The 17652-nt window shown below is 63.8% G+C and carries 16 protein-coding genes; 2 read left to right on the plus strand and 14 right to left on the minus strand.

Features of this window, described 5'->3' with window-relative positions:
- Window positions 1-106: 106 nt before the first annotated feature.
- From RCH91_RS14970 to msrA, 13 genes are all read right to left on the minus strand, one after another.
- Window positions 107-1483 (minus strand): DUF6861 domain-containing protein, encoded by a 1377-nt coding sequence (locus tag RCH91_RS14970; protein WP_306535780.1) that lies wholly within the window; start codon window positions 1481-1483, stop codon window positions 107-109.
- Window positions 1484-1625: 142 nt separating this feature from the next.
- Entirely contained in the window at window positions 1626-2363 is a 738-nt protein-coding gene (locus RCH91_RS14975) for a M48 family metalloprotease (protein ID WP_306535781.1), read from the minus strand.
- A gap of 78 nt (window positions 2364-2441) precedes the next feature.
- Window positions 2442-2927, minus strand: a complete 486-nt coding sequence (locus RCH91_RS14980) for an Hcp family type VI secretion system effector (RefSeq protein ID WP_306535782.1) — start codon at window positions 2925-2927, stop codon at window positions 2442-2444.
- Between the two features lie 197 nt (window positions 2928-3124).
- On the minus strand, window positions 3125-4609 hold the full coding sequence (gene tssC, locus RCH91_RS14985; protein ID WP_306535783.1) for a type VI secretion system contractile sheath large subunit: 1485 nt from the start codon (window positions 4607-4609) through the stop codon (window positions 3125-3127).
- Window positions 4610-4621: 12 nt separating this feature from the next.
- Window positions 4622-5107: a type VI secretion system contractile sheath small subunit gene (gene tssB, locus RCH91_RS14990; protein ID WP_306535785.1), complete on the minus strand. Its 486-nt coding sequence runs from the start codon at window positions 5105-5107 to the stop codon at window positions 4622-4624.
- A 97-nt stretch (window positions 5108-5204) separates the two neighbouring features.
- The gene (gene tssA / locus RCH91_RS14995) at window positions 5205-7562 is read right to left on the minus strand and encodes a type VI secretion system protein TssA (RefSeq protein ID WP_306535787.1); all 2358 of its coding nucleotides are present in this window, start codon (window positions 7560-7562) and stop codon (window positions 5205-5207) included.
- Between the two features lie 43 nt (window positions 7563-7605).
- Entirely contained in the window at window positions 7606-11067 is a 3462-nt protein-coding gene (locus RCH91_RS15000) for a type VI secretion protein IcmF/TssM N-terminal domain-containing protein (RefSeq protein ID WP_306535789.1), read from the minus strand.
- A gap of 1 nt (window position 11068) precedes the next feature.
- Complete coding sequence (locus tag RCH91_RS15005) at window positions 11069-11749, minus strand: DotU family type IV/VI secretion system protein (protein WP_306535790.1); 681 nt, start codon at window positions 11747-11749, stop codon at window positions 11069-11071.
- 369 nt (window positions 11750-12118) lie between these two features.
- Window positions 12119-12430, minus strand: a complete 312-nt coding sequence (locus tag RCH91_RS15010) for a hypothetical protein (protein ID WP_306535791.1) — start codon at window positions 12428-12430, stop codon at window positions 12119-12121.
- Window positions 12427-13089 (minus strand): YdbL family protein, encoded by a 663-nt coding sequence (locus tag RCH91_RS15015; RefSeq protein WP_306535792.1) that lies wholly within the window; start codon window positions 13087-13089, stop codon window positions 12427-12429. The genes RCH91_RS15010 and RCH91_RS15015 overlap by 4 nt, the downstream gene beginning before the upstream one ends.
- 115 nt (window positions 13090-13204) lie before the next feature.
- Window positions 13205-14224 (minus strand): low-specificity L-threonine aldolase, encoded by a 1020-nt coding sequence (gene ltaE, locus RCH91_RS15020; RefSeq protein WP_306535793.1) that lies wholly within the window; start codon window positions 14222-14224, stop codon window positions 13205-13207.
- Window positions 14225-14240: 16 nt separating this feature from the next.
- Entirely contained in the window at window positions 14241-14726 is a 486-nt protein-coding gene (locus tag RCH91_RS15025) for a DUF3124 domain-containing protein (protein WP_306535794.1), read from the minus strand.
- A 17-nt stretch (window positions 14727-14743) separates the two neighbouring features.
- Window positions 14744-15232: a peptide-methionine (S)-S-oxide reductase MsrA gene (gene msrA, locus RCH91_RS15030; protein WP_306535795.1), complete on the minus strand. Its 489-nt coding sequence runs from the start codon at window positions 15230-15232 to the stop codon at window positions 14744-14746.
- Window positions 15233-15568: 336 nt separating this feature from the next.
- On the opposite strand from msrA, the gene RCH91_RS15035 reads away from it, so the two are divergent.
- A complete protein-coding gene (locus RCH91_RS15035; RefSeq protein WP_306535796.1) occupies window positions 15569-15961 on the plus strand; it encodes a PilZ domain-containing protein in 393 nt (130 codons plus the stop codon).
- A 4-nt stretch (window positions 15962-15965) separates the two neighbouring features.
- Here RCH91_RS15035 and RCH91_RS15040 read toward each other — a convergent pair whose 3' ends face one another.
- Window positions 15966-16607 (minus strand): CoA pyrophosphatase, encoded by a 642-nt coding sequence (locus tag RCH91_RS15040; RefSeq protein WP_306535797.1) that lies wholly within the window; start codon window positions 16605-16607, stop codon window positions 15966-15968.
- 113 nt (window positions 16608-16720) lie between these two features.
- Here RCH91_RS15040 and RCH91_RS15045 point away from each other — a divergent pair, with 113 nt between their 5' ends.
- Window positions 16721-17647, plus strand: a complete 927-nt coding sequence (locus RCH91_RS15045; RefSeq protein ID WP_306535798.1) for a PLP-dependent cysteine synthase family protein — start codon at window positions 16721-16723, stop codon at window positions 17645-17647.
- Window positions 17648-17652: the final 5 nt, after the last annotated feature.

Consider the following 17652-nt stretch of genomic DNA (forward strand, 5'->3'; position numbering starts at 1 on the left):
ATGCCAAGCAACTTGAGTCAAAGGCCAGAAAGCATATGCGGCATTTACAGAACAACCGAACCAAAGTGAAAAAGTTCTTCGAGCACCCCTGTGCTGCCTATGCATCTTAATTGCTCTGTTTATTTGCCGGAGTAATATTTACTCTTAAATATTCTGAACGTTGCTGTGGAAGAATTTCAAAATGTACTTGATGTCCTTCCCCCTTTAAAATCCCCTGAGGTCCAGCAATACCTTCCTCTAGTGGCATTGTTTTTACAACCTCTATCTCGGCAATGAAAGATACATCTTTCTTGTAATTATCTGTTATTGCCAATTTATTTCTAGCTACTGATTGAGTAGCAATAGTATCTTGCGACCCCCATCCACCGAGGCCTCTCATATCGTTATCCATCAGCTTAGCTGCTTGATCCGAATCGAGAACCATGTTGTATCTTTCCCCAGGCAGTGCATCACGGTTGACAACCTGTGTCCCTGGCATCCATGCTGGGTCATCTCCCATTTCCTTCATTTTGGCATTAACTGCTTCAGCCGTTCTAACTTTTCTAATGCGAGCATCAATTCCAGCAGCTTGAGTCTCAGCCTTCGTTGTGCTTGCTAAAGCGGTATCATGTTTATGACCGCTATCTGCTTTCTTTGATCGATTGCCACCGCCAAAGTCCTTCCCTCTCGAATTCAACTTCGGATTCTCAACCAGCGCCTTCCAATTCCTCTCCACATACTCCGCAAGCCGCACCCCCAGCTTGCTCGCCCGAAGCTTCGCTCCCACGTCCGACACGCGCTGGGCGGTGATTGCGGCGCCCTTCTCCAGAAGATACAGCACGATCCCTTCCAATACCAGGCGGATGAATACCGCCACCGCCCGGGCCAGGGTGCGGGATGCGTTGTTCACCTTGGTGCTGGTGGAGATGGCTGAGGAGGGAGCGTTCCAGGCCTCTTTTACCCCCTGGGTGGCCAGATCGAATACTTTCGTTATGTGCTGGGCAATGTAGACGGCGAGAAACCCGATCCCCAAGGCGTTAAGGAGCAGCATCCCCAGCTCCGCTCCCGCTGCTGCGCCTGCGGCGGCACCGGGAATGGCGCCGACGCCGCCGGCGAACGAGCCGATCAACGCGCCGACGGCCCCCCCCAGCGCAGCGGAAGCCGCCAAGCCTCCCACCATGAGCACCACACCCGGAAGTATGCCGGAAAGGGCTTCGTCGAGGGCACACCCCGTCTCTTCCTTGATGGCCGGACCGACCCACGACTGCGCCTTGCACAGGGCATCATAGACGCATTTGGCACGACGCAGAGTGTCGGCGCGCTGATGGTCTTGGGGGGTCATGCGCCTTGCGGCGGGTGAGCCATGGGCCGGCACGGCAGTGTGCGCATGACAGCTCATTGTGCTGGTGGATTGGCGGAAATAGCCTGGTCCACCACCGCCCGCCGGCGCATCGGGGCTCACGAAGAGCCGTCCTTTGTTGTGCGGGTCAGGCGGCGGCGCCATGTCGACGTGTCTCCTGGATTTGTGGGGTTGAGGTACGATTCACACGATTACTCGATAAAGAGAAATATGGGGTTTGGTGGCAGAGCCGTGGAGTAAATCCACCCTCCCCGTCACCGGGGAGGGCATCACATTAAACATCCACCTACAGCATCTTCTCCAACGCATCGGCCCGGTCGCCCGGGGCGGGGTGGCTGGAGAAGAGGCTCTTGTCGTTGCCGAACATCTTTTCCAGTTTCCGCAGCGCCGTTACCGAGGCTTTGGTGTCGTATTTGTTCGCCTTCATCAGGTTCAGGGCGTACTGGTCGGCGTCCCGTTCCTGGGACTGGGAGAACTGGGCGTTGACGAGGCTCTCGGCCAGATCGCCCAAGGCCGATTCGGACAGGGCGGCCGCGGCGTTGCCGCTGGCGGCCCCCACTTTACGGGCGGCAGAGGCGGCGAAGGCGGTCTGGAGGGCCTTCTTGCTGTGGCCGAGGCTCACATGGCCGATTTCGTGGCCGATGACGTAGCGCACTTCGTCGTCGGTCATGGCGTCCATGAGGCCGCTGTAGACCCGGATGGTGCCGTCGGCCATGGCAAAGGCGTTGATGTCTTTGGTCATGTAGACCTTGTAGTTGGGCTTGACGCCCCCTTCCATCTTGATCCCCTTGGTGAGCTTGTCGAGGCGCTTGGCGTAGGCGCTGGAGGCGGGCGCCACCTTGTGGGACTGGTCGTACTGGCTGCTGGCGTTGGCGGCAACGGCCTTCACGTCGGCGTCGGAAAGGACGGCGGCCTTGGCCAGATCCTGGCCGGCGTCGAGGAGGCCGCTCAGGCTGAAGCCGGCGTGGGCTGTCTGGCCGAGGGCGAGGGTAATGGCTGCGATTACGGCGAGTTTCCGGTACATCAACTATCTCCTTGGCAGGTAATAAAATCTGCCCTCCCCGTTGCCGGGGAGGGCATTGCATCACACAATACTAACTGCTTACTTGGGCACGCTCCAGGAATCTTCGGCCTCGATGCCGTTGGGCTCCCAGGTCCACTTGATCTTGCGGTAGGTGTAGGCCACTTCTTCCATGTGGCGGTAGGGCTCGTTCTCGGCCAGAAGCGTTACGGGCATGTAGGGCTTGATGCTGACCACGATGGCGTCTTCAAGCTTGATGGTGTAGTAGTGCTCCTCGGTCCCCTGCTTGGTGATGCGATAGAACTTGAGGGTGACGTCTTTGAGGTGCTCGCCGGTGCAGAGGGCCTGGTACATCTTGGGGGAGCTCGCGTCGAACTCCTTGACGATGCTCAGGGGGCCGTGGATCCGCTTGCCGGTGGGAAGCCCGGAGTGGGGATCCTTCGGCATGTGGATATCGTGGTTCATGGAGAAGACGAGGATGGTTTTCTCACGCCCCTGCAGTTCGCAGGAACCGTCGATTTTCCCCTGTTTTTCACCGGTGAGGGTGAGATGTGCGGGCATTGCCATTGATTACTTCCTCCTTGTGGTGTGGAATACGCGGCCCGTTATGGGCCGCATGCAAAACAATTCATCAAATTCCATCGCGCCCGGATTTGCGGCAGATTTGCCCTGGACGACCGAGTGCAACCGCAGGCGTAGCAGCGCTACGTCGAGGATTGCACGACAGGGGACAGGGTGAAGATGCCGTGAAGACGGGTGCGAGCCTATTCCTTGTCGAGTTTGCCGACCAGCGACAGCGTAAAGTACGCCCCCATGTACTTGAAGTGGGGGGTGACCTTGAGGCCGACCCGGTACCAGCCGGGCTCGCCGGGGACTTCCTCCACGGTCACCTGGGCCTGGCGCAGGGGCCTTCTGCTCCGCACGCCCGGCATGGGATTGTCCATCTCTGAAACGTACTGGCGGATCCAGAGGTTCAGCTCGTTTTCCAGATCGCCCCGCTCCTTCCAGGTGCCGATGTGCTCCCGCTGGATGACTTTCAGGTAGTGGGCGAGGCGGCTCACGATGAACATGTAGGGGAGCTGGAGCCCCAGTTTGTAGTTGAGCTCGGCCTCTTTCCCCTCCTTGCTGGTGCCGAAGTATTTCGGCTTCTGCACGGAGTTGGCGGAGAAGAAAGCGGCGTTGTCGCTCCCTTTGCGCATGGTGAGGGCGATGAACCCTTCCTCGGCCAGTTCGAACTCGCGCCGCTCGCTGACCAGCACCTCGGTGGGGATTTTGGTCTGGATGGCTCCCATGGCCTCGTACTGGTGGAGCGGCAGGTCGTGCACGGCGCCGCCCCCCTGGGGGCCGATGATGTTGGCGCACCAGCGGAAGTTGGCGAAGCTGTCGGTGAGGCGCGTGGCGAAGGAGAAGGCGGCGTTCCCCCAGCAGTAGCGGTCGTGGCTGTCGGAGACGCTTTCCTCGTAGCTGAAGCTCTTCACCGGCTTGGTGGCCTCGCCGTAGGGGAGCCGCAGCAGGAACCGGGGAAGGGCCAGCCCCACGTAGCGGGCGTCCTCGCTCTCGCGGAACGACTGCCACTTGGTATACTGGGGCCCTTCAAGGATCGACTTGATGTCCTTCAGGTTCGGCAGGGCGGTGAAGTCGTCGCAGCCGAAGAACTGGGGGGCCGCTGCGGCTATGAAGGGGGCGTGGGCCATGCCGGCCACGGCGGCCAGGCTCTGGAGGAGCTTGATGTCCTGGGGGCCGGGTCCGAAGTCGTAGTTGCCGATGATGGCGCCGTAGGGCTTGCCGCCGAACTGGCCGTACTCGGCGGAGTAGACGGTCTTGTAGAGCCCCGCCTTGGCCACCTCGGGGGCGTCCTCGAAGTCGTCCAGGAGCTCGTCCTTGGTGACGTTCAGAATCTCGATCCGGTTGTTCTCCCGGAAATCGGTCCGATCCACCAGGAAGTTGAGGGAGCGCCAGGAGGACTCCAGCTTCTGGAACCGGGCGTGGTGAAGGATCTCGTCCATCTGGAGGGAGAGCTTTTTGTCGATCTCGGCGATCATGTCGTCGAGCACCGCCTTGGAGACCTTCGGGGTTTCGGTCCCCGGCTCCAGGAGCTGGGCGATGAGGGCCTCGACCCCCTTCTTGGTGATGGAGTATGCCTCGTCGGCCGGTTGAAGTTTCGTGGCCTGGACGATCTCCTCCAGGAGCGATACCTCGCCCGTGGCCTGATCCTGAAGCGCTGCCGCGTTGTTTGTTTCAGTACTCATTGCTGTTCCTCCTTACCCTTCGATGCCGATTTCGGCCAGGAGCTTTGCCCGCGCGGCGTCGTCGGTGATCAGTTCCTGGATCTTCTTGCGGAAATCGGGGACGTTGGAGAGGGGCCCTTTGAGAGCCCGCAGGGCCTCGCGCAGCTCCAGCAGCCGCTTCATCTCGGGCACCTGCTCAACGACCGCCTCGGGGCCGAAGTCCTTGAGGGATTCCACCTTCAGGCTCACCGGCAACTCCTCGCCCGCCTCGACCGCAAGCCGGTTGGGGACTGCGATGTTCAGGCTGATCCCTTGGGCCTTCATGACATCGTTGAAGGTCTCCTTGTCAATGGCGATGGGGTCCCGCTTCTCCACGGGGCGCCCGTCGGGGCTACCGGTGAAGTCCCCCATGACGAGCATTTTCAACGGCAGTTCAACCTCTTCGCTAGCTCCGTCAGTGGCCGGACGGTAGACGATGTTGACCCGTTCCTTCGGTGCTACGGATGCTTCTTTCGACATGTCGTTCTCCTTTCGTACGATCGTAACGATGACTGTTTCTCCATCCGTGGAGGCTGCAATCAGCGTAAGGGTCTTGCAAATCTTGTGGGGGCCATTTCTACCCCTTGGCCAGCCGCACCATCTCCACCGGGTCGAGGCGGGCGATGCGGTGAAGGGTATCGGCGGCCTTCTCCTTGAAGCGGGGCTCGGACTGGGAGTCGAAGCCGAGCCAGGCCAGCTTGAGCCCCCTTAGGGCCAGGGCCGGATCGTACTCTTCGAGGCCGAAGTCCCCGATGTCGGCAATCACCTGCTCCAGATGGGGGAGCGCCAGCCGGGCCCGGTTGGTGTTCACCAGAAGCTGGGCCAGGGCGAGGCGCCAGTGGAGCTTCTCCTTGCGGGAAGCGCCGTTGCCGAGCTGCTTCTGGAACCGCCCCACCGCCTCCAGGAGCTTGCCGCTCCGGATGAGGGCCTGGGCCTCCTCCACCTCCCGGGCGATGGCCTCGGCGCGGCTGTTGCTGTCGGTCACGACAGCGCACCCTGCATCGGAAGTCTCCCGCGAGACGATTCCGGCCAGCCACTGGCGGGTCTCCGGATCAGCAAAGGGGGTGCCGTCGGCAAAGGAGAGGATATCGAGCCCCGGCAGCCGCTGGAGGAGCACGGCAGTCTCGCGGCAGATGGTTTCGCGGGCCTCGGTAAAGCGATCGCCGAGACGTGTCATGCCATCGACGGCAAAGCGGTTCAGGTCGAGCCAGAAGATGAATTCGGGCAACCGCACCTCAGCCGCCTTGAGGAGGGCCTCTCCATCGCCGTGGCTGGCCAGTTCCTGGAGCAGGGTCTGAACCTGGCGGTCGGGTGCCGGGATCCGGGTCCGGCCGTCACTGGCCGGAGGCAGGTCCGTCACCATGCTCCAGGCCGCGAGACGCGATAGCCGATATGCCAGGGGGTTGACCGGATCCTGGCGCAGCAGGGCACCGGCCGCCTCACTCACCTGGCGGAGCCCCGCCTCAAGCACCTGCGCGGGGGTGCCGGCAGGTAGAGGCTCTGGAGCGGCTGCCGACACCGGTCGGGATGGTGGGGTAAAGAGGTCGCGGGGGACTTCCTCTAGGAGGGGGCGTGGCGGCTCCGGTACGGCAGACTGGGACTCGTCAACGGCGGCGCTCACCTGCTGTCGGAGTGGAGCAAGGGAGGGGGCACCCTCCAGATTGTCCCGCAGGAAGCGGTCGATGGCGTCAAAGGACTCCCCGATGAGCGAAAGCTGTTCCGGCGGAAGCGAGAGGTCGCCGAACTGGCGCAGGGCCATGTCGGTCCGCTCCAGCCACCACTCGACGGAGCGCTGCCGGCCCCGTGCTCGCGTGGGAAAGAGGTCGTTCCAGAATCGGTCCAATAGATCGCGATAGACCCGAAGCCCAAGGGCAAGGCCATCCCCCTTGCGGGTCTGGATGAGCCCCACCGCCAGATAACTGGCCACAAGGAGGTCCTTTGAACGGGTAGCGAGAATGTCGACCGATAGTCGCACCACCTTTTCCCAATCGATGGTCCCGGCCACGGACGGGGAGGTCAGTTTGTCCACCTCCGCCTGAAGAGTGTCGAAGAGGGGGTCGTAGCGGACATCCTCCCCTACCGGCTGGTCGGGGCGAACCGGCTCGCGCCCGAGGGTTGCTATATCCATGGCATACTCCGTTCCTATGCTGTTCTTCCATCCTCCCGCCTCTGAAGCGGACCAGAGGTGGAGGAAATCCCCCGGTGCCAACGCCCGCCGGTAGAAGGCGAGAAAGGAGCGCTCCAGGGTTCCCCCCATGAAGAGGGCGTTGGGCACCCCCTTCGCTCCCCCCTTGGTCAGCAGATGCCAGAGGCTTACGAGAGTGATCTTGTCGTTGACCGGTCCCCGGTCGAGGGAAACATGGAGCTCGCCCTTGCCGCCATGGGCCGCGGCCAGCCGCTCCAACTCCGGCAGGTCCAGGAACGAAGCGTAGGGGTCCACGGGTGAGCCGAGCCTGTTGAGCCCCTGCCGGCGCGATGCCAGTTCATCCCAGTCGCTGGTGGGGGGACGGATGGTCTGAAGCTCTTGTGCCAGCTTCTTCAGGTCGTCGAAGGTATTCGTTGCCAGGTACTCGATCTGGCACCAGCTCTGCTCGCAGGCGAAGGGGAGAAGATCCCACCGCGCCTCCCACCCTTCCAGCGGTCCGCTCCCCATGATGAGGAGCGGATAGGGACGGCCGAGGCTGTCGCTGGAAACCCGCACCACCCCCACCAAAAGCCCGTCTTTTCCGTATCCCCGCCCCCAGAAGCGCCAGGAGCAGAAGGAAGACGGCTCCTCTACCCGCTCCGCCAGGAGACGATAGCCGCTTTCAACCCATTTCGTGAGTCCCTCCACGAAGGGGGAGTCCACCCCAAGCCGGAAGTAATCCGCCGCGGCCGGGTGCTTGCCGAAGGCTGCCCAGCGCCAGTGTGCCGTAGTGTCAGTTGTGCCGAGCATCAGTCGTGCTCCTTCTCTTCCGTGAGTTGAGGTCTTAAGGCCGTCACCAGCACCGCGCGATCACCCGTGGGGCCGTGGCTCCTGCCATGGCGCTCCCCTGCTTGACCACCTGGCCGCCTCCCATGATCTGGTAGTTCACGCGGATATGTTTGATGCCCATCCGCTCCAGGGCTTCCTTCTCGCCGGGGAACTCCCGGGCGGGGAAGCTCCGGGAGCCGCCGGCAAATTCCCGGAGAAAGTCGGGGAAGGCCTGGGGGCCGCCGTAGCGCTTGGTGAGCACCTGGTCCCCCACCTCGATCTGGAAAATGACATCGCCGCAGGTCTCAGGGGACCAATAGAAGGTCTTGCCCACCGGGAAATTCTGGTTCACGAGGGTCTGAGCACTGCCGGCACACTGGAGCTCCAGCCGCGTACCGTGGGGCTTGATCCGGGCATCGGCGTTGGCGTCGGTGGGGAGCCCCTTGACGGCCACGGTGTAGTTGGGCTGGCGTCCCGCCGCCGAAGCCTGAACCTGGGCGCCCTTAGAGAGGAAGGCGAAGAGGGAGCCCTCCAGCGGTAGCGCCCCCCCGAGGACCTGCCGGGGGGCGTAGCCGGCGGCGGTCCCCCGGATGAAGGGTGCGGCGGGCCCCTTGACGAAGCGCCAGGCAAGGCCGTCGGGGCCGAGGAGCATGGGGCCTGCCTGCTGGGGGGGCATGCCGAGGGTTGCGGCGATCACCTGCTCCTCCCACAGGGTCTGGAGTTGGCAGCCGGCCTCACGCCGGACGTAGCTCCAGAGGTAGTCGAGGGGGCCGGTCACGAGCCTCCAGAAGGCTTCGTCGGGCCCGCCCCCGGCGACTCCGGCCCGAAGCCGGCCTGCAGCGCCCCAGGCGGCCATGAAGGGGGTCTTTCCCGTGGCCGGGTCGTCGCCGAAGGTCTGGGAGGCGAGGAGGAAGGCCTGCTGGCGCGACGAGGCGACTGGCGCAATGGCCGCCAGGGCCGTCTGGTACTCCTGCCACGACTTGGTGGCAAGAAGGGGTGTATCGATACCTCTCGCCACCGCGTCGGGGTGTATTTTTTCTCCGAGGGAGTTAAGGAAGCGCTTGCCCCCCTCGGCCGCCTTCCCCACGGTTCCGGGAACGGCTCCCCCTGCCCGGGCCACCTGGAAGGCGTAGAGTTGGGCCACGAAAGGGGGCACCCCCTCCTTACCCACCAGGGTATCCAGTTCGGCGGACATCCGGTTGATGAGGGCGAAGTAGGGGCTCTGGTCCGTGGCCATCCGGGCGGCCGCCTGCTGCCAGTCGCGGATGGTGCGGAGCCGGTCGGACCCCGACGGGAATGCTGCCGCCAGGCGCTGCCACGCAGCGAGGCAGCTCCCCCGGTACCAGGTTGCGAGGCCCCCCTTTGCCGTGGCCACGATGCGCGGGTCGCCGAGGGCCGTTTCCAGTTCGGCCACGAGACTATCCAGCTCCCCCTTTCCCTTGCGGGTGAAGGAGGCGGGAACCGCCGGCTCTCCCGGAAGCGGTGCGCCCCCTCCCCAGAATTCGGCCAGGGTCACCGCCGGAAGCCCCGACTGCCGGTCAATCCACGGGGCGAGCCAGGCGAGGCTTCCCCCCTTGAGGCCGATGATCTGGCGGAGCCATCCCTGGAGCTGCGCCGTCTCCTTGGCCAGATCGGAGGAATCGGCCCGCCAGGCAAGGTAGTGGAGGTAGAGGGTGCCGAAACGCTTGCGGGCATCGACCCCGGCGCTGGTTTCGGCAGACAGGAAGGAAACCGATGCGGGCTGGGGCATGGCAGTCAGTTCAGCCAGTTTTTTCCCGTTCATCCCCGCATTGAGGATATTAATTCTCCGGGCCAGGTGAATGGCGTACTGGGCGTAGAGTTCGTCGGGGGTTACTGAGGAAAGGCCCGCAACGCCGGCGGCCAGCTGCCGGTCGTAGGGGGCGAGGAAGCCGTCCCTGAACTGGCGGCAGAACTTTTCCTTGAGTGCCCGCTCCACCTTGACGCTCTCCGTGAGGCCGAAGCGGGGGATCCACCAGGCGCGGTTCCGTTCCTCCACCTTGAAAATCCCCTGCCGGAAGGCATCGAGGACCAGGAGATCGTTGACGGAGTTGCCCGCCAGCCGCGGGGTGCGCTCAAACTGGCGGGAGACCTCCCGGATGGTGGTCATGTTCTTCACAAAGGAGAAGGAGAGGAGGCCGCAAAGGGCAACGCCAAAGAGCATCCAGGAGACGAGCCCCAGGTTGCCGGTGAGGGCGCGCCATTCCACGGCCCGTCGGGTCGGCGTCAGGAGCGCCCGGTCGGCGGGGAGTATCCTGGCGAAAAAGTCGTGGAGAAAAAGCCCCTTGCTGGTGCCGGGGAGGGTGGCCCTTTCCCCCGCCAGCCCCAGGGCCTCGGAGAAGCGGGAGTGGGGGTTCCCCTCCTGGCGGCCGCTGGAGAAGAAGAGACCCCGCAGGACCGGGGTTTCCTGGTAGGGATTTTCCCGGAACGCCCCTTCCATGAACGCGCCGAGGGCCTCGCGAAGCGCCGCGAATTCCTCGGGGAAAAGGACAAGACCCGGGTCAGCCTCCCGGGCCTCGGGCTGGTGCAGGAGGAGGAGCCGCAGGGTCCGGAGTCGTTCCACCACGGCGGCAACCGCCTTGTCGGTGAACGATGCCACGTCGGTGGCCAGTTCCTGGTTGACCATCCCCATGGGCTGCTGCAGGGCCTTTTCCGGCAGAAGGCCGGCGAAGCGGTTCATCCCCTCCACCAGATCGCACTTGGTGACAAGCACATAGACCGGGAACCGTACCCCCAATGCCCGCATCAACTCATCGATGCGGCTGCGCATGGTGCGCCCCTCTTCGGCATTCTCCTCACGGCCCGCCGCCAGGAGCCGGTCCGCTGCCACGGTGACGATGAGGCCGTTCAGGGGCTCCTTCTTCCGGTACTTGACGAGAAGCGACAGGAATTTCTGCCACTCGTCCCGGTCCTTCTCACCGTCGACGGGGACCGCATAGCGGCCGGCCGTGTCGATGACGATGGACTCCTCGAAGAACCACCAGTCGCAGTTGCGCGTACCCGACACGCCGGAGGTGCGGCAGACATCGATGAAGGGGGACGAGAGCCGGGCGCTGTTGAGGGAGGTGGTCTTCCCGGAGCCGCTCTCGCCGATGACTAGGTACCAGGGGAGGACATAGAGGGGGTTGCCGTGCTTCTTGAGGTGGGAGTTCCGCAGGGTGCCGATGGCGTCCTTCCACCGCTCCTGGAGCTGGGCCAGGTGCTCCCGCTCTTTACCGGTGAGAGACTTCAGGAGCCCCTTGTCCTGGGCGATCACCTCCTGGACAAAGTTCTGCTCGCGCTTACGCAGCCACATGGCCCGCAGAAGCGCAATGCCGACCCCGATTCCCGCCAGAAGCAACAGGATGCAGAGGGCCACCCACCAGGGCCAGTTAAGCGCAAGCACACTACCAAAAACGAGAAGGACGACCACCGCCGCCCCCCCCGCCACGAGAAACCACTTGAGAAATGTCACGAGCTTCGTTTTCATCTCAGTACGGCACCGTCCTTAGGAAATTCTCCCCCACCCCCGAGAGGGTGAAGCGGTATACGAAGAAGAGGATCACAAACAGCACCGCCGGTCCGGCGAGGCAGGCGGCGGCAAGGGGCGAGAAGCCGGTTCTGCGCCCCATTGGGGCACGGGCGGGCGCATCCCCCGGGTAGGCTTCGGGAAAGAGTTCGGTCCGCTCCAGGGATGGAAGCCCCACGGAGCTCCCCACGAGAAGCTTCAGCTGGGCGGTTTTCGCCTGCTCCAGCTGGTACTCGTCCCCCGGTTTGCAGAACTTGCCGGTGAAACCGAGGGCGAGGCAGAGATAGTAGACCTCCCTCACCTCCCGCTGGTGGAGCCCCAGGGCGTTCAGCCGTGTGAAAAACTCTTCCCCCGCCTCCGTGGTGTTGTAATGGAGGCGTTGAAGCTGTTCCCGGAGCCAGAGGCTCTTTTCGCTCCAGGCCGACGAGAGGACCGCCTCGTCGATCCAGGCGCAGACGGCGAAGCGGGCCAGGTCGTAGTCATCGCGGGAAAGCCCCTCCCGCTTGACCAGCGACTCCCCCGCCGCCAGGAGCAGGTCGATTTCGCGGCGAACCTCAGGGTAGGGGGGCTGACGCACGGCGGCCGTGCGGAGAAAGTGGGTGACGTAGGCCACCAGCTCCATGAAGCAGTCGGTCAGATGCATGCAGGAAACCTCGCGTAGAAACTCTCGTGATCGCGATACTCCGGCTGGCGCGCCGGGGCGCCAGACCGGACAGGGCCAGACCTGCTCTCGCGTTTCGCGTGCAGGGCCAGTGCTCCGTCGCCACCGATTTCCACGTCTCGTTGTGGTGATGTGTTGCAGGATGGGGGGAATGTGTCCTGAGGGGCGATTCCCAGGGGAATCGAAGGGATCCACACTTCGTGCGGAGTCAGGTACCGTCGCCTCCTGCTGATTAGCGCGCAAGAGTAAACAGGGTTACATTAAAAGTCAATAACTACTTGTCGGCAAATTAGTTTCCATTTTACGCCATATTGGCTAACATCTTGAAATCGTTTAAGCAAAAGATACACCTCAGTCATTATCGCCGTACATCAGGCGATCGTACATGAATTCATACTCCCTGAGCTTGTTTCCGAGCTTGCGGAGCTCGGCAGGGGTGTACACCGCTTCTCCCTTGGCCAGCTCCTGTCTCAACCCGTCGATCAGCTCGATGATGGTCATCTTTCGGGCGGGGCACTCTTCGGAGTCGAGGAGACAGAGGTTCTTGCCGCCGGAAGAAGCAGGGCCCGCCGGCGTCTGCTCCACCACCCGGGGTGTGACACAACCGGCAACGAACGTAAGGACGAAGAGGGCGGACAGCAGTATTGTCACGAATCGCTTCATTTCTGCACCCATCTTCCGTTTGCCAGCTGAATCCACCAGCCGGGCCGGGCCACCTCCTGCCGGGTCTGGGCATAAGTGGCTGCGGCCTTGCCAAGGACCTGACCCATGGTGTCGGGAGTTTCGGGCTTTTCGGCCAGCTTGAGAATCGCCCTGGCCATGCCGGTGATGACCGTCTTGCGGCTGGCGTTCTCCGCGTCCACCACTCCCTGCCGGTCGCCGATCCGGGTCGGGTCGCGCACGGTGACGAGACCCTGGTTGGTTTCACCCACGATGCCGCCAGCCCGCAGCTGATCGAGGACTGGAAGCCGCCCCTTCATCTCCTCGTAGGCCTTGACCACCTCGGGCATCCGCGACAGTTCCGCCACCAGGTCGCCGGTCAGGTCCTCGGCGGCCCAGGCCACGGCCGCAAACGAGAAGGGCCACCGTATCCCTTCGAGCCGGCTCTGGGGCTTCTCCCCTGCCCCCGGTTCGACGCCGGCGGGGGAGGGCTCCGGAACGGGCTTCTTTGCCCCCTCCTGCCCCAGATATTTCTCGTCCAGGGTCTGGAAGGCCTTCTTGACCTCCTTTTCGGGGAAGTAGATGTTGACGGTGATAAAGGCGCATGAAGCGACGAATCCCGCAACGACGGCAAGAATCAACGAAAGGGTTTTAGTGCGCATGACTGGGCTCCCGGCTTGTGATGTCGAAGGAACGGCTTTTTCTGTCGGCCACGTGCCGGCACGTTCAAGTAAACCACAGGGGGGAGCTTTTGCAACGGAAGGGGAAATGAACCGGTCAGAGGCGCCCGAAGAAATCCCCAAACGCCGCCACCACCCGGTCGATATCCATGGCGGTCACGTCCCGGTGGGTGACGAGGCGGATGCTCTCCCGTCCGGCGATGAGGATCCCCCGCTCCCGGAGAAAGGTTGCCAGGGCTTCGGCCCGGTCAGGAGGAAGGCAGAGGAAGACCATGTTCGTCTGGACGGCCGCCGGATCGACGGTAAGCCCGCCCATGGCCGCCAGCCCCTCGGCCAGGCGCCGGGCATTGGCATGATCCTCGGCGAGACGTTCCACGTTCGCCGTAAGGGCGACGATCCCCGCAGCGGCCAAGACGCCCGCCTGACGCATGCCGCCGCCAAGCACCTTGCGCCAGCGCCGGGCCTCGGCCACGAGCCCGCCGCTCCCGCACAGGAGCGATCCCACCGGCGCGCCGAGCCCCTTGGAGAGGCAGACCGACACCGAGTCGAAATGGCTCGCGATCTCCCGGGCCTCCACGCCGAGGGCCACGGCAGCGTTGAAGAGCCGCGCCCCGTCCAGGTGAAGAGCGAGACCCCGCTCCCGGGCAAGGAGGCGGGCCCGGCCAAGGTAGCCGAGGGGAAGCACCCTTCCCGCCTGGGTATTCTCCAGACAGAGGAGCCGCGTCCGGGCGAAGTGGGGATCGTCGGGCTTGATGGCTGCGGCCACCCTCACCAGGTCGAGGGTGCCGTCGAGCTCCACGTCCAGGGGCTGGGGCTGGACCCCGCCGAGGACCGCCGCGCCGCCCCCCTCGAAGCGATAGCAATGGGCCGTCTGGCCGGCAATATACTCGTCCCCCCGCCCGCAGTGGGCCATGATGGCCAGGAGATTGGACTGGGTGCCGCTGGCCACGAAGAGGGCCGCCTCGGTGCCGAGCATCTCCGCGGCCAGGGCTTCGAGCCGGTTCACGGTGGGGTCCTCGCCGTAAACGTCGTCCCCCACCTCGGCCGCCGCCATGGCAGCCCGCATGGCCGGACAGGGCCGGGTGACCGTGTCGCTCCGCAGGTCGATGATCTTCACGGGATTCCTTTCCCCCTCATTTTCCGGTCGAAGACCGGATCTCCCGGGCAGGACTCACGAAGGAGATCCCCTGCCCCGACCGGGCGCCGATCATGACGCTCTCCACAATGGGCTCGTTGATCTCCCTGGCCGACTCCCACACAACAATGAAATGGGCGCCGAAGCCGCCGCTCGTATCCCGCTCCTTGAGATAATAACTGGTGGACCCCTGGGGAGGAATGGTCAGGGGGGTGGCCAGGTAGCGTTTAACGAGCCTGCCGCTGGAGTCGTGGTAGTCCACACGGGTGACGGTCACGGGACTCGCCGGATCGGTGTTGCGGATCCCCAAAGTTGCCGCCAGGTTGAAGGGGAGAGCACGATCTCCGGTGTAGACATGGGAATAGACCGGCACGTAGAGGGTCTGCCCCTTGGCGATCTGCACCTCGGCACCGGCCTCCCCTCTGATGCCGGCCGCCGCAATAGCTGCCACGGTTATTCCCGCAAGCCATCTTCTCACTGTCATGGGTCGCTCCTTTCCCTTCACCAGTTACAGCTTCCGCCCCCCCGCTTCTCAAGGTACTGCTGATGGTACTCCTCGGCCCACCAGAAGGTGGAGGCCGCGGCAATTTCGGTGACGATGGGCCGGGCGTAACGGCCGGAACGCTCTTCCCGCTCCTTCGAGGCCCGGGCGGCCTGCTCCTGCTCGGGGGTGTGGAAGAAGATGACCGAGCGGTAATTGGTGCCGATGTCCGGCCCCTGGCGGTTCAGCTGGGTCGGGTCGTGAATCGACCAGAAGGTCCCCAGGAGCTCGTCGTAGGAGACTTGGGCGGGATCGTAGACGACCTCCACCACCTCCGCGTGACCCGTCTCCCTGGAGCAGACCTCCTCGTAGGTGGGGTGCTCCTTCCATCCCCCCATGTACCCCGCCTTGGTGGCGAGAACTCCCTTTACCCGCCGGAACTCGGCCTCCACATGCCAGAAGCACCCGGCGCCAAATGTGGCCTTTTCATGTGTTATTGTCTCTTCCATTGATGTGAACCTCCGTTGCGATGCTGCTATCCTTCGTCTACAAGGGTAGCACAGGGAAATCAGGATGTCTCGGTTGTGGCACGTCTCCTCCGCATTGTTCTCCCCGCGGGCCGAGCCCGTATTTCGTGTCGGTCAATGGGTGAACGGTGAACGAGAAGCCCCGACGGTATTGTGGACCGCCACGACAAGTTCGTCGTGGTAGAGGATTTCCACGGATACTCCTGGAGATAGCCTTAGTTGCTCACAAAAAAAACGCCGCGCACGGGAGAATTTGCGCTATACTTTTGCCTATAAATCGACGCACACTGAGAAGCACTACAGAGCATGGAGGAAGCCATGGGTTCAATGGAACGGCGGCGGCATCCTCGGGTCCCTTTCTCGGCCCCGGCATTTCTGGAAAAGGATTCGCGGATCACCTACGGCGAGGTGCGGGATATCAGCCTCCACGGCCTCTACCTGTCCGTGCGGGGAGACCATGAGCCGGACGAGGAGGCCCTCGTCTCCATTTACTTCCTCAGCGGCAGCTCCACCCTCACCATTACCGTGCCGGGCCGTATCGTCCGCTCTGGTTCGGACGGCATCGGCTTCGCCTCGCCCCACTTGGATCCGCTCCAACTCCTTAGCTACGAATCGGTATTATCCTTCGGCTACGACCCTCCGCAACTCATGGAGGAGTTCCTCTCCCACGCGGACACCCTTGCCCCCGGCAAGGAAGGAGTCGTCACGTAGCCCCCTACCCGTTCCCCTCAATCTCACCATCAACCATACCGCCCTCCGGACCGCAACCACCGGCTGCCACGGCAAGAAACTGCATGATCAGCCGGTAGGTGAGCCCCCACAGGACAGGCTTTCCCTCCGCCGGAAGGAGGATGGCCGGTCGCTCGAAGGCTTCGCCGTCAAAGCTGACCGCGGCGGCCGTGTGGCGGACCGGATCCCGGAGATCGGCAAGGGGGACCCAGAAGACGTCCCGCACCTCGCCCCCCGGCATCAGCGGGGGATTCCCGGCCAGGCCATAGACGAAACAGGATACCCGGATCGGCACGTGCGCACCGGCGATGTCGGCCAGACGCCCCAGACAACGGGCCGCTGCGAGATCAAGGCCGAGCTCCTCCCACGTCTCCCGCTCCGCGGCGGCCCGGGGTCCGGCGTCCCCCGGCTCGATCTTCCCCCCCGGGAACCCCAGGTCACCGGACCAGGGGTCGCCGTCGTGGGATGCCCGCTCGATGAAGAGGACCTCAAGCCCCTCTCCCCCTTCCCGGAGAATGAGCGCCACGGCGGCGGGCGTCAGCCCCGAGGCGGGAATATCGGCGGGGGGATGGTCCGCGAGGCTGGCGGCAAGGTCAGAGAAGGTCAGGGGTAGTCCGTGAAGAGGCATTGCGTTCTTTCCAGGGGGCGGCGCGGCAATTCCCGCGCTCGCGGCTGTTGTATTTTCCAGCGCATTCCTATAGCATAAGCGATTACTAACCAACCAAACAGAGGACACCGTCCATGGAACATACCCCCTTTTCCCTGTCAGGGAGCATCGGCTCGACCCCCCTCGTGGAGATCAGACGGCTGAACCCCAACCCGAAAGTCAGGATTCTCGCCAAGCTCGAAGGGAACAACGTGGGGGGCTCGGTGAAGGACCGCCCTGCCCTCTACATGCTCGCCAAGGCTGAAGAAGCGGGAGAACTCACTGCGGACAGGACCATTCTGGAGCCCACCTCGGGAAACACCGGCATTGCCATCGCCATGCTCGGCGCGGCAAAGGGGTACCGGGTGAAACTCGTCATGCCGGCCTGCGTGAGCCTGGAGCGGCGGGCAGTGCTGGAGGCCTACGGTGCCGAGCTGGTCCTCTCCCCGGCCGAGGAGGCCACCGACGGCGCCATCCGCCTGGCCCACCGGATTCTCGACGGGGAGCCCGACCGCTACTACATGCCGAACCAGTACGCCAACCCCAACAACCCCCTGGCCCACTACGAGACCACCGGTCCGGAGATCCACCGCGACACCGACGGGGTTGTGGACTTCTTCGTGGCTGGGATGGGGACGGGGGGGACCCTCATGGGGGTGAGCCGCTACTTCAGGGAGAAGAGGCCATCCGCGCGCATCGTCGGCGTGGAGCCCCGGCTCGGGCACAAGGTCCAGGGGCTCAAGAACATGCAGGAGGCCATCGTTCCCGCCATCTATAACCCCGCGGCCCTCGACCTGAAGCTCACGGTCCACGACGAGCCCGCCTTCGAAACGGCGCGGGATATGGCGATCCGCGAGGGGCTCTTCGTGGGGATGTCCAGTGGCGCGGCCGTGTACGGCGCCATCCAGGTAGCAAAGGACGCCCCGACCGGGAGCACCATCGTCGTCCTTCTCCCCGACCGGGGGGACCGCTATCTCAGCACTGTACTCTTCCGGTCCGTCTGCGGCAAGTGTCCACCCTAGAACCT

This window comes from Geobacter sp. (genome assembly GCF_030834625.1).
GTDB lineage: Bacteria > Desulfobacterota > Desulfuromonadia > Geobacterales > Geobacteraceae > Geobacter.

What these genes read in the sequence shown, in the direction of transcription:
- RCH91_RS14970 (WP_306535780.1), bottom strand. Translation starts at nt 1,483, where the DNA reads ATGGCGCCGCCGCCTGACCCGCACAACAAAGGACGGCTCTTCGTGAGC.
- RCH91_RS14975 (WP_306535781.1), bottom strand. Translation starts at nt 2,363, where the DNA reads ATGTACCGGAAACTCGCCGTAATCGCAGCCATTACCCTCGCCCTCGGC.
- RCH91_RS14980 (WP_306535782.1), bottom strand. Translation starts at nt 2,927, where the DNA reads ATGGCAATGCCCGCACATCTCACCCTCACCGGTGAAAAACAGGGGAAA.
- tssC (WP_306535783.1), bottom strand. Translation starts at nt 4,609, where the DNA reads ATGAGTACTGAAACAAACAACGCGGCAGCGCTTCAGGATCAGGCCACG.
- tssB (WP_306535785.1), bottom strand. Translation starts at nt 5,107, where the DNA reads ATGTCGAAAGAAGCATCCGTAGCACCGAAGGAACGGGTCAACATCGTC.
- tssA (WP_306535787.1), bottom strand. Translation starts at nt 7,562, where the DNA reads ATGCTCGGCACAACTGACACTACGGCACACTGGCGCTGGGCAGCCTTC.
- RCH91_RS15000 (WP_306535789.1), bottom strand. Translation starts at nt 11,067, where the DNA reads ATGAAAACGAAGCTCGTGACATTTCTCAAGTGGTTTCTCGTGGCGGGG.
- RCH91_RS15005 (WP_306535790.1), bottom strand. Translation starts at nt 11,749, where the DNA reads ATGCATCTGACCGACTGCTTCATGGAGCTGGTGGCCTACGTCACCCAC.
- RCH91_RS15010 (WP_306535791.1), bottom strand. Translation starts at nt 12,430, where the DNA reads ATGAAGCGATTCGTGACAATACTGCTGTCCGCCCTCTTCGTCCTTACG.
- RCH91_RS15015 (WP_306535792.1), bottom strand. Translation starts at nt 13,089, where the DNA reads ATGCGCACTAAAACCCTTTCGTTGATTCTTGCCGTCGTTGCGGGATTC.
- RCH91_RS15025 (WP_306535794.1), bottom strand. Translation starts at nt 14,726, where the DNA reads ATGACAGTGAGAAGATGGCTTGCGGGAATAACCGTGGCAGCTATTGCG.
- msrA (WP_306535795.1), bottom strand. Translation starts at nt 15,232, where the DNA reads ATGGAAGAGACAATAACACATGAAAAGGCCACATTTGGCGCCGGGTGC.
- RCH91_RS15035 (WP_306535796.1), top strand. Translation starts at nt 15,569, where the DNA reads ATGGGTTCAATGGAACGGCGGCGGCATCCTCGGGTCCCTTTCTCGGCC.
- RCH91_RS15040 (WP_306535797.1), bottom strand. Translation starts at nt 16,607, where the DNA reads ATGCCTCTTCACGGACTACCCCTGACCTTCTCTGACCTTGCCGCCAGC.
- RCH91_RS15045 (WP_306535798.1), top strand. Translation starts at nt 16,721, where the DNA reads ATGGAACATACCCCCTTTTCCCTGTCAGGGAGCATCGGCTCGACCCCC.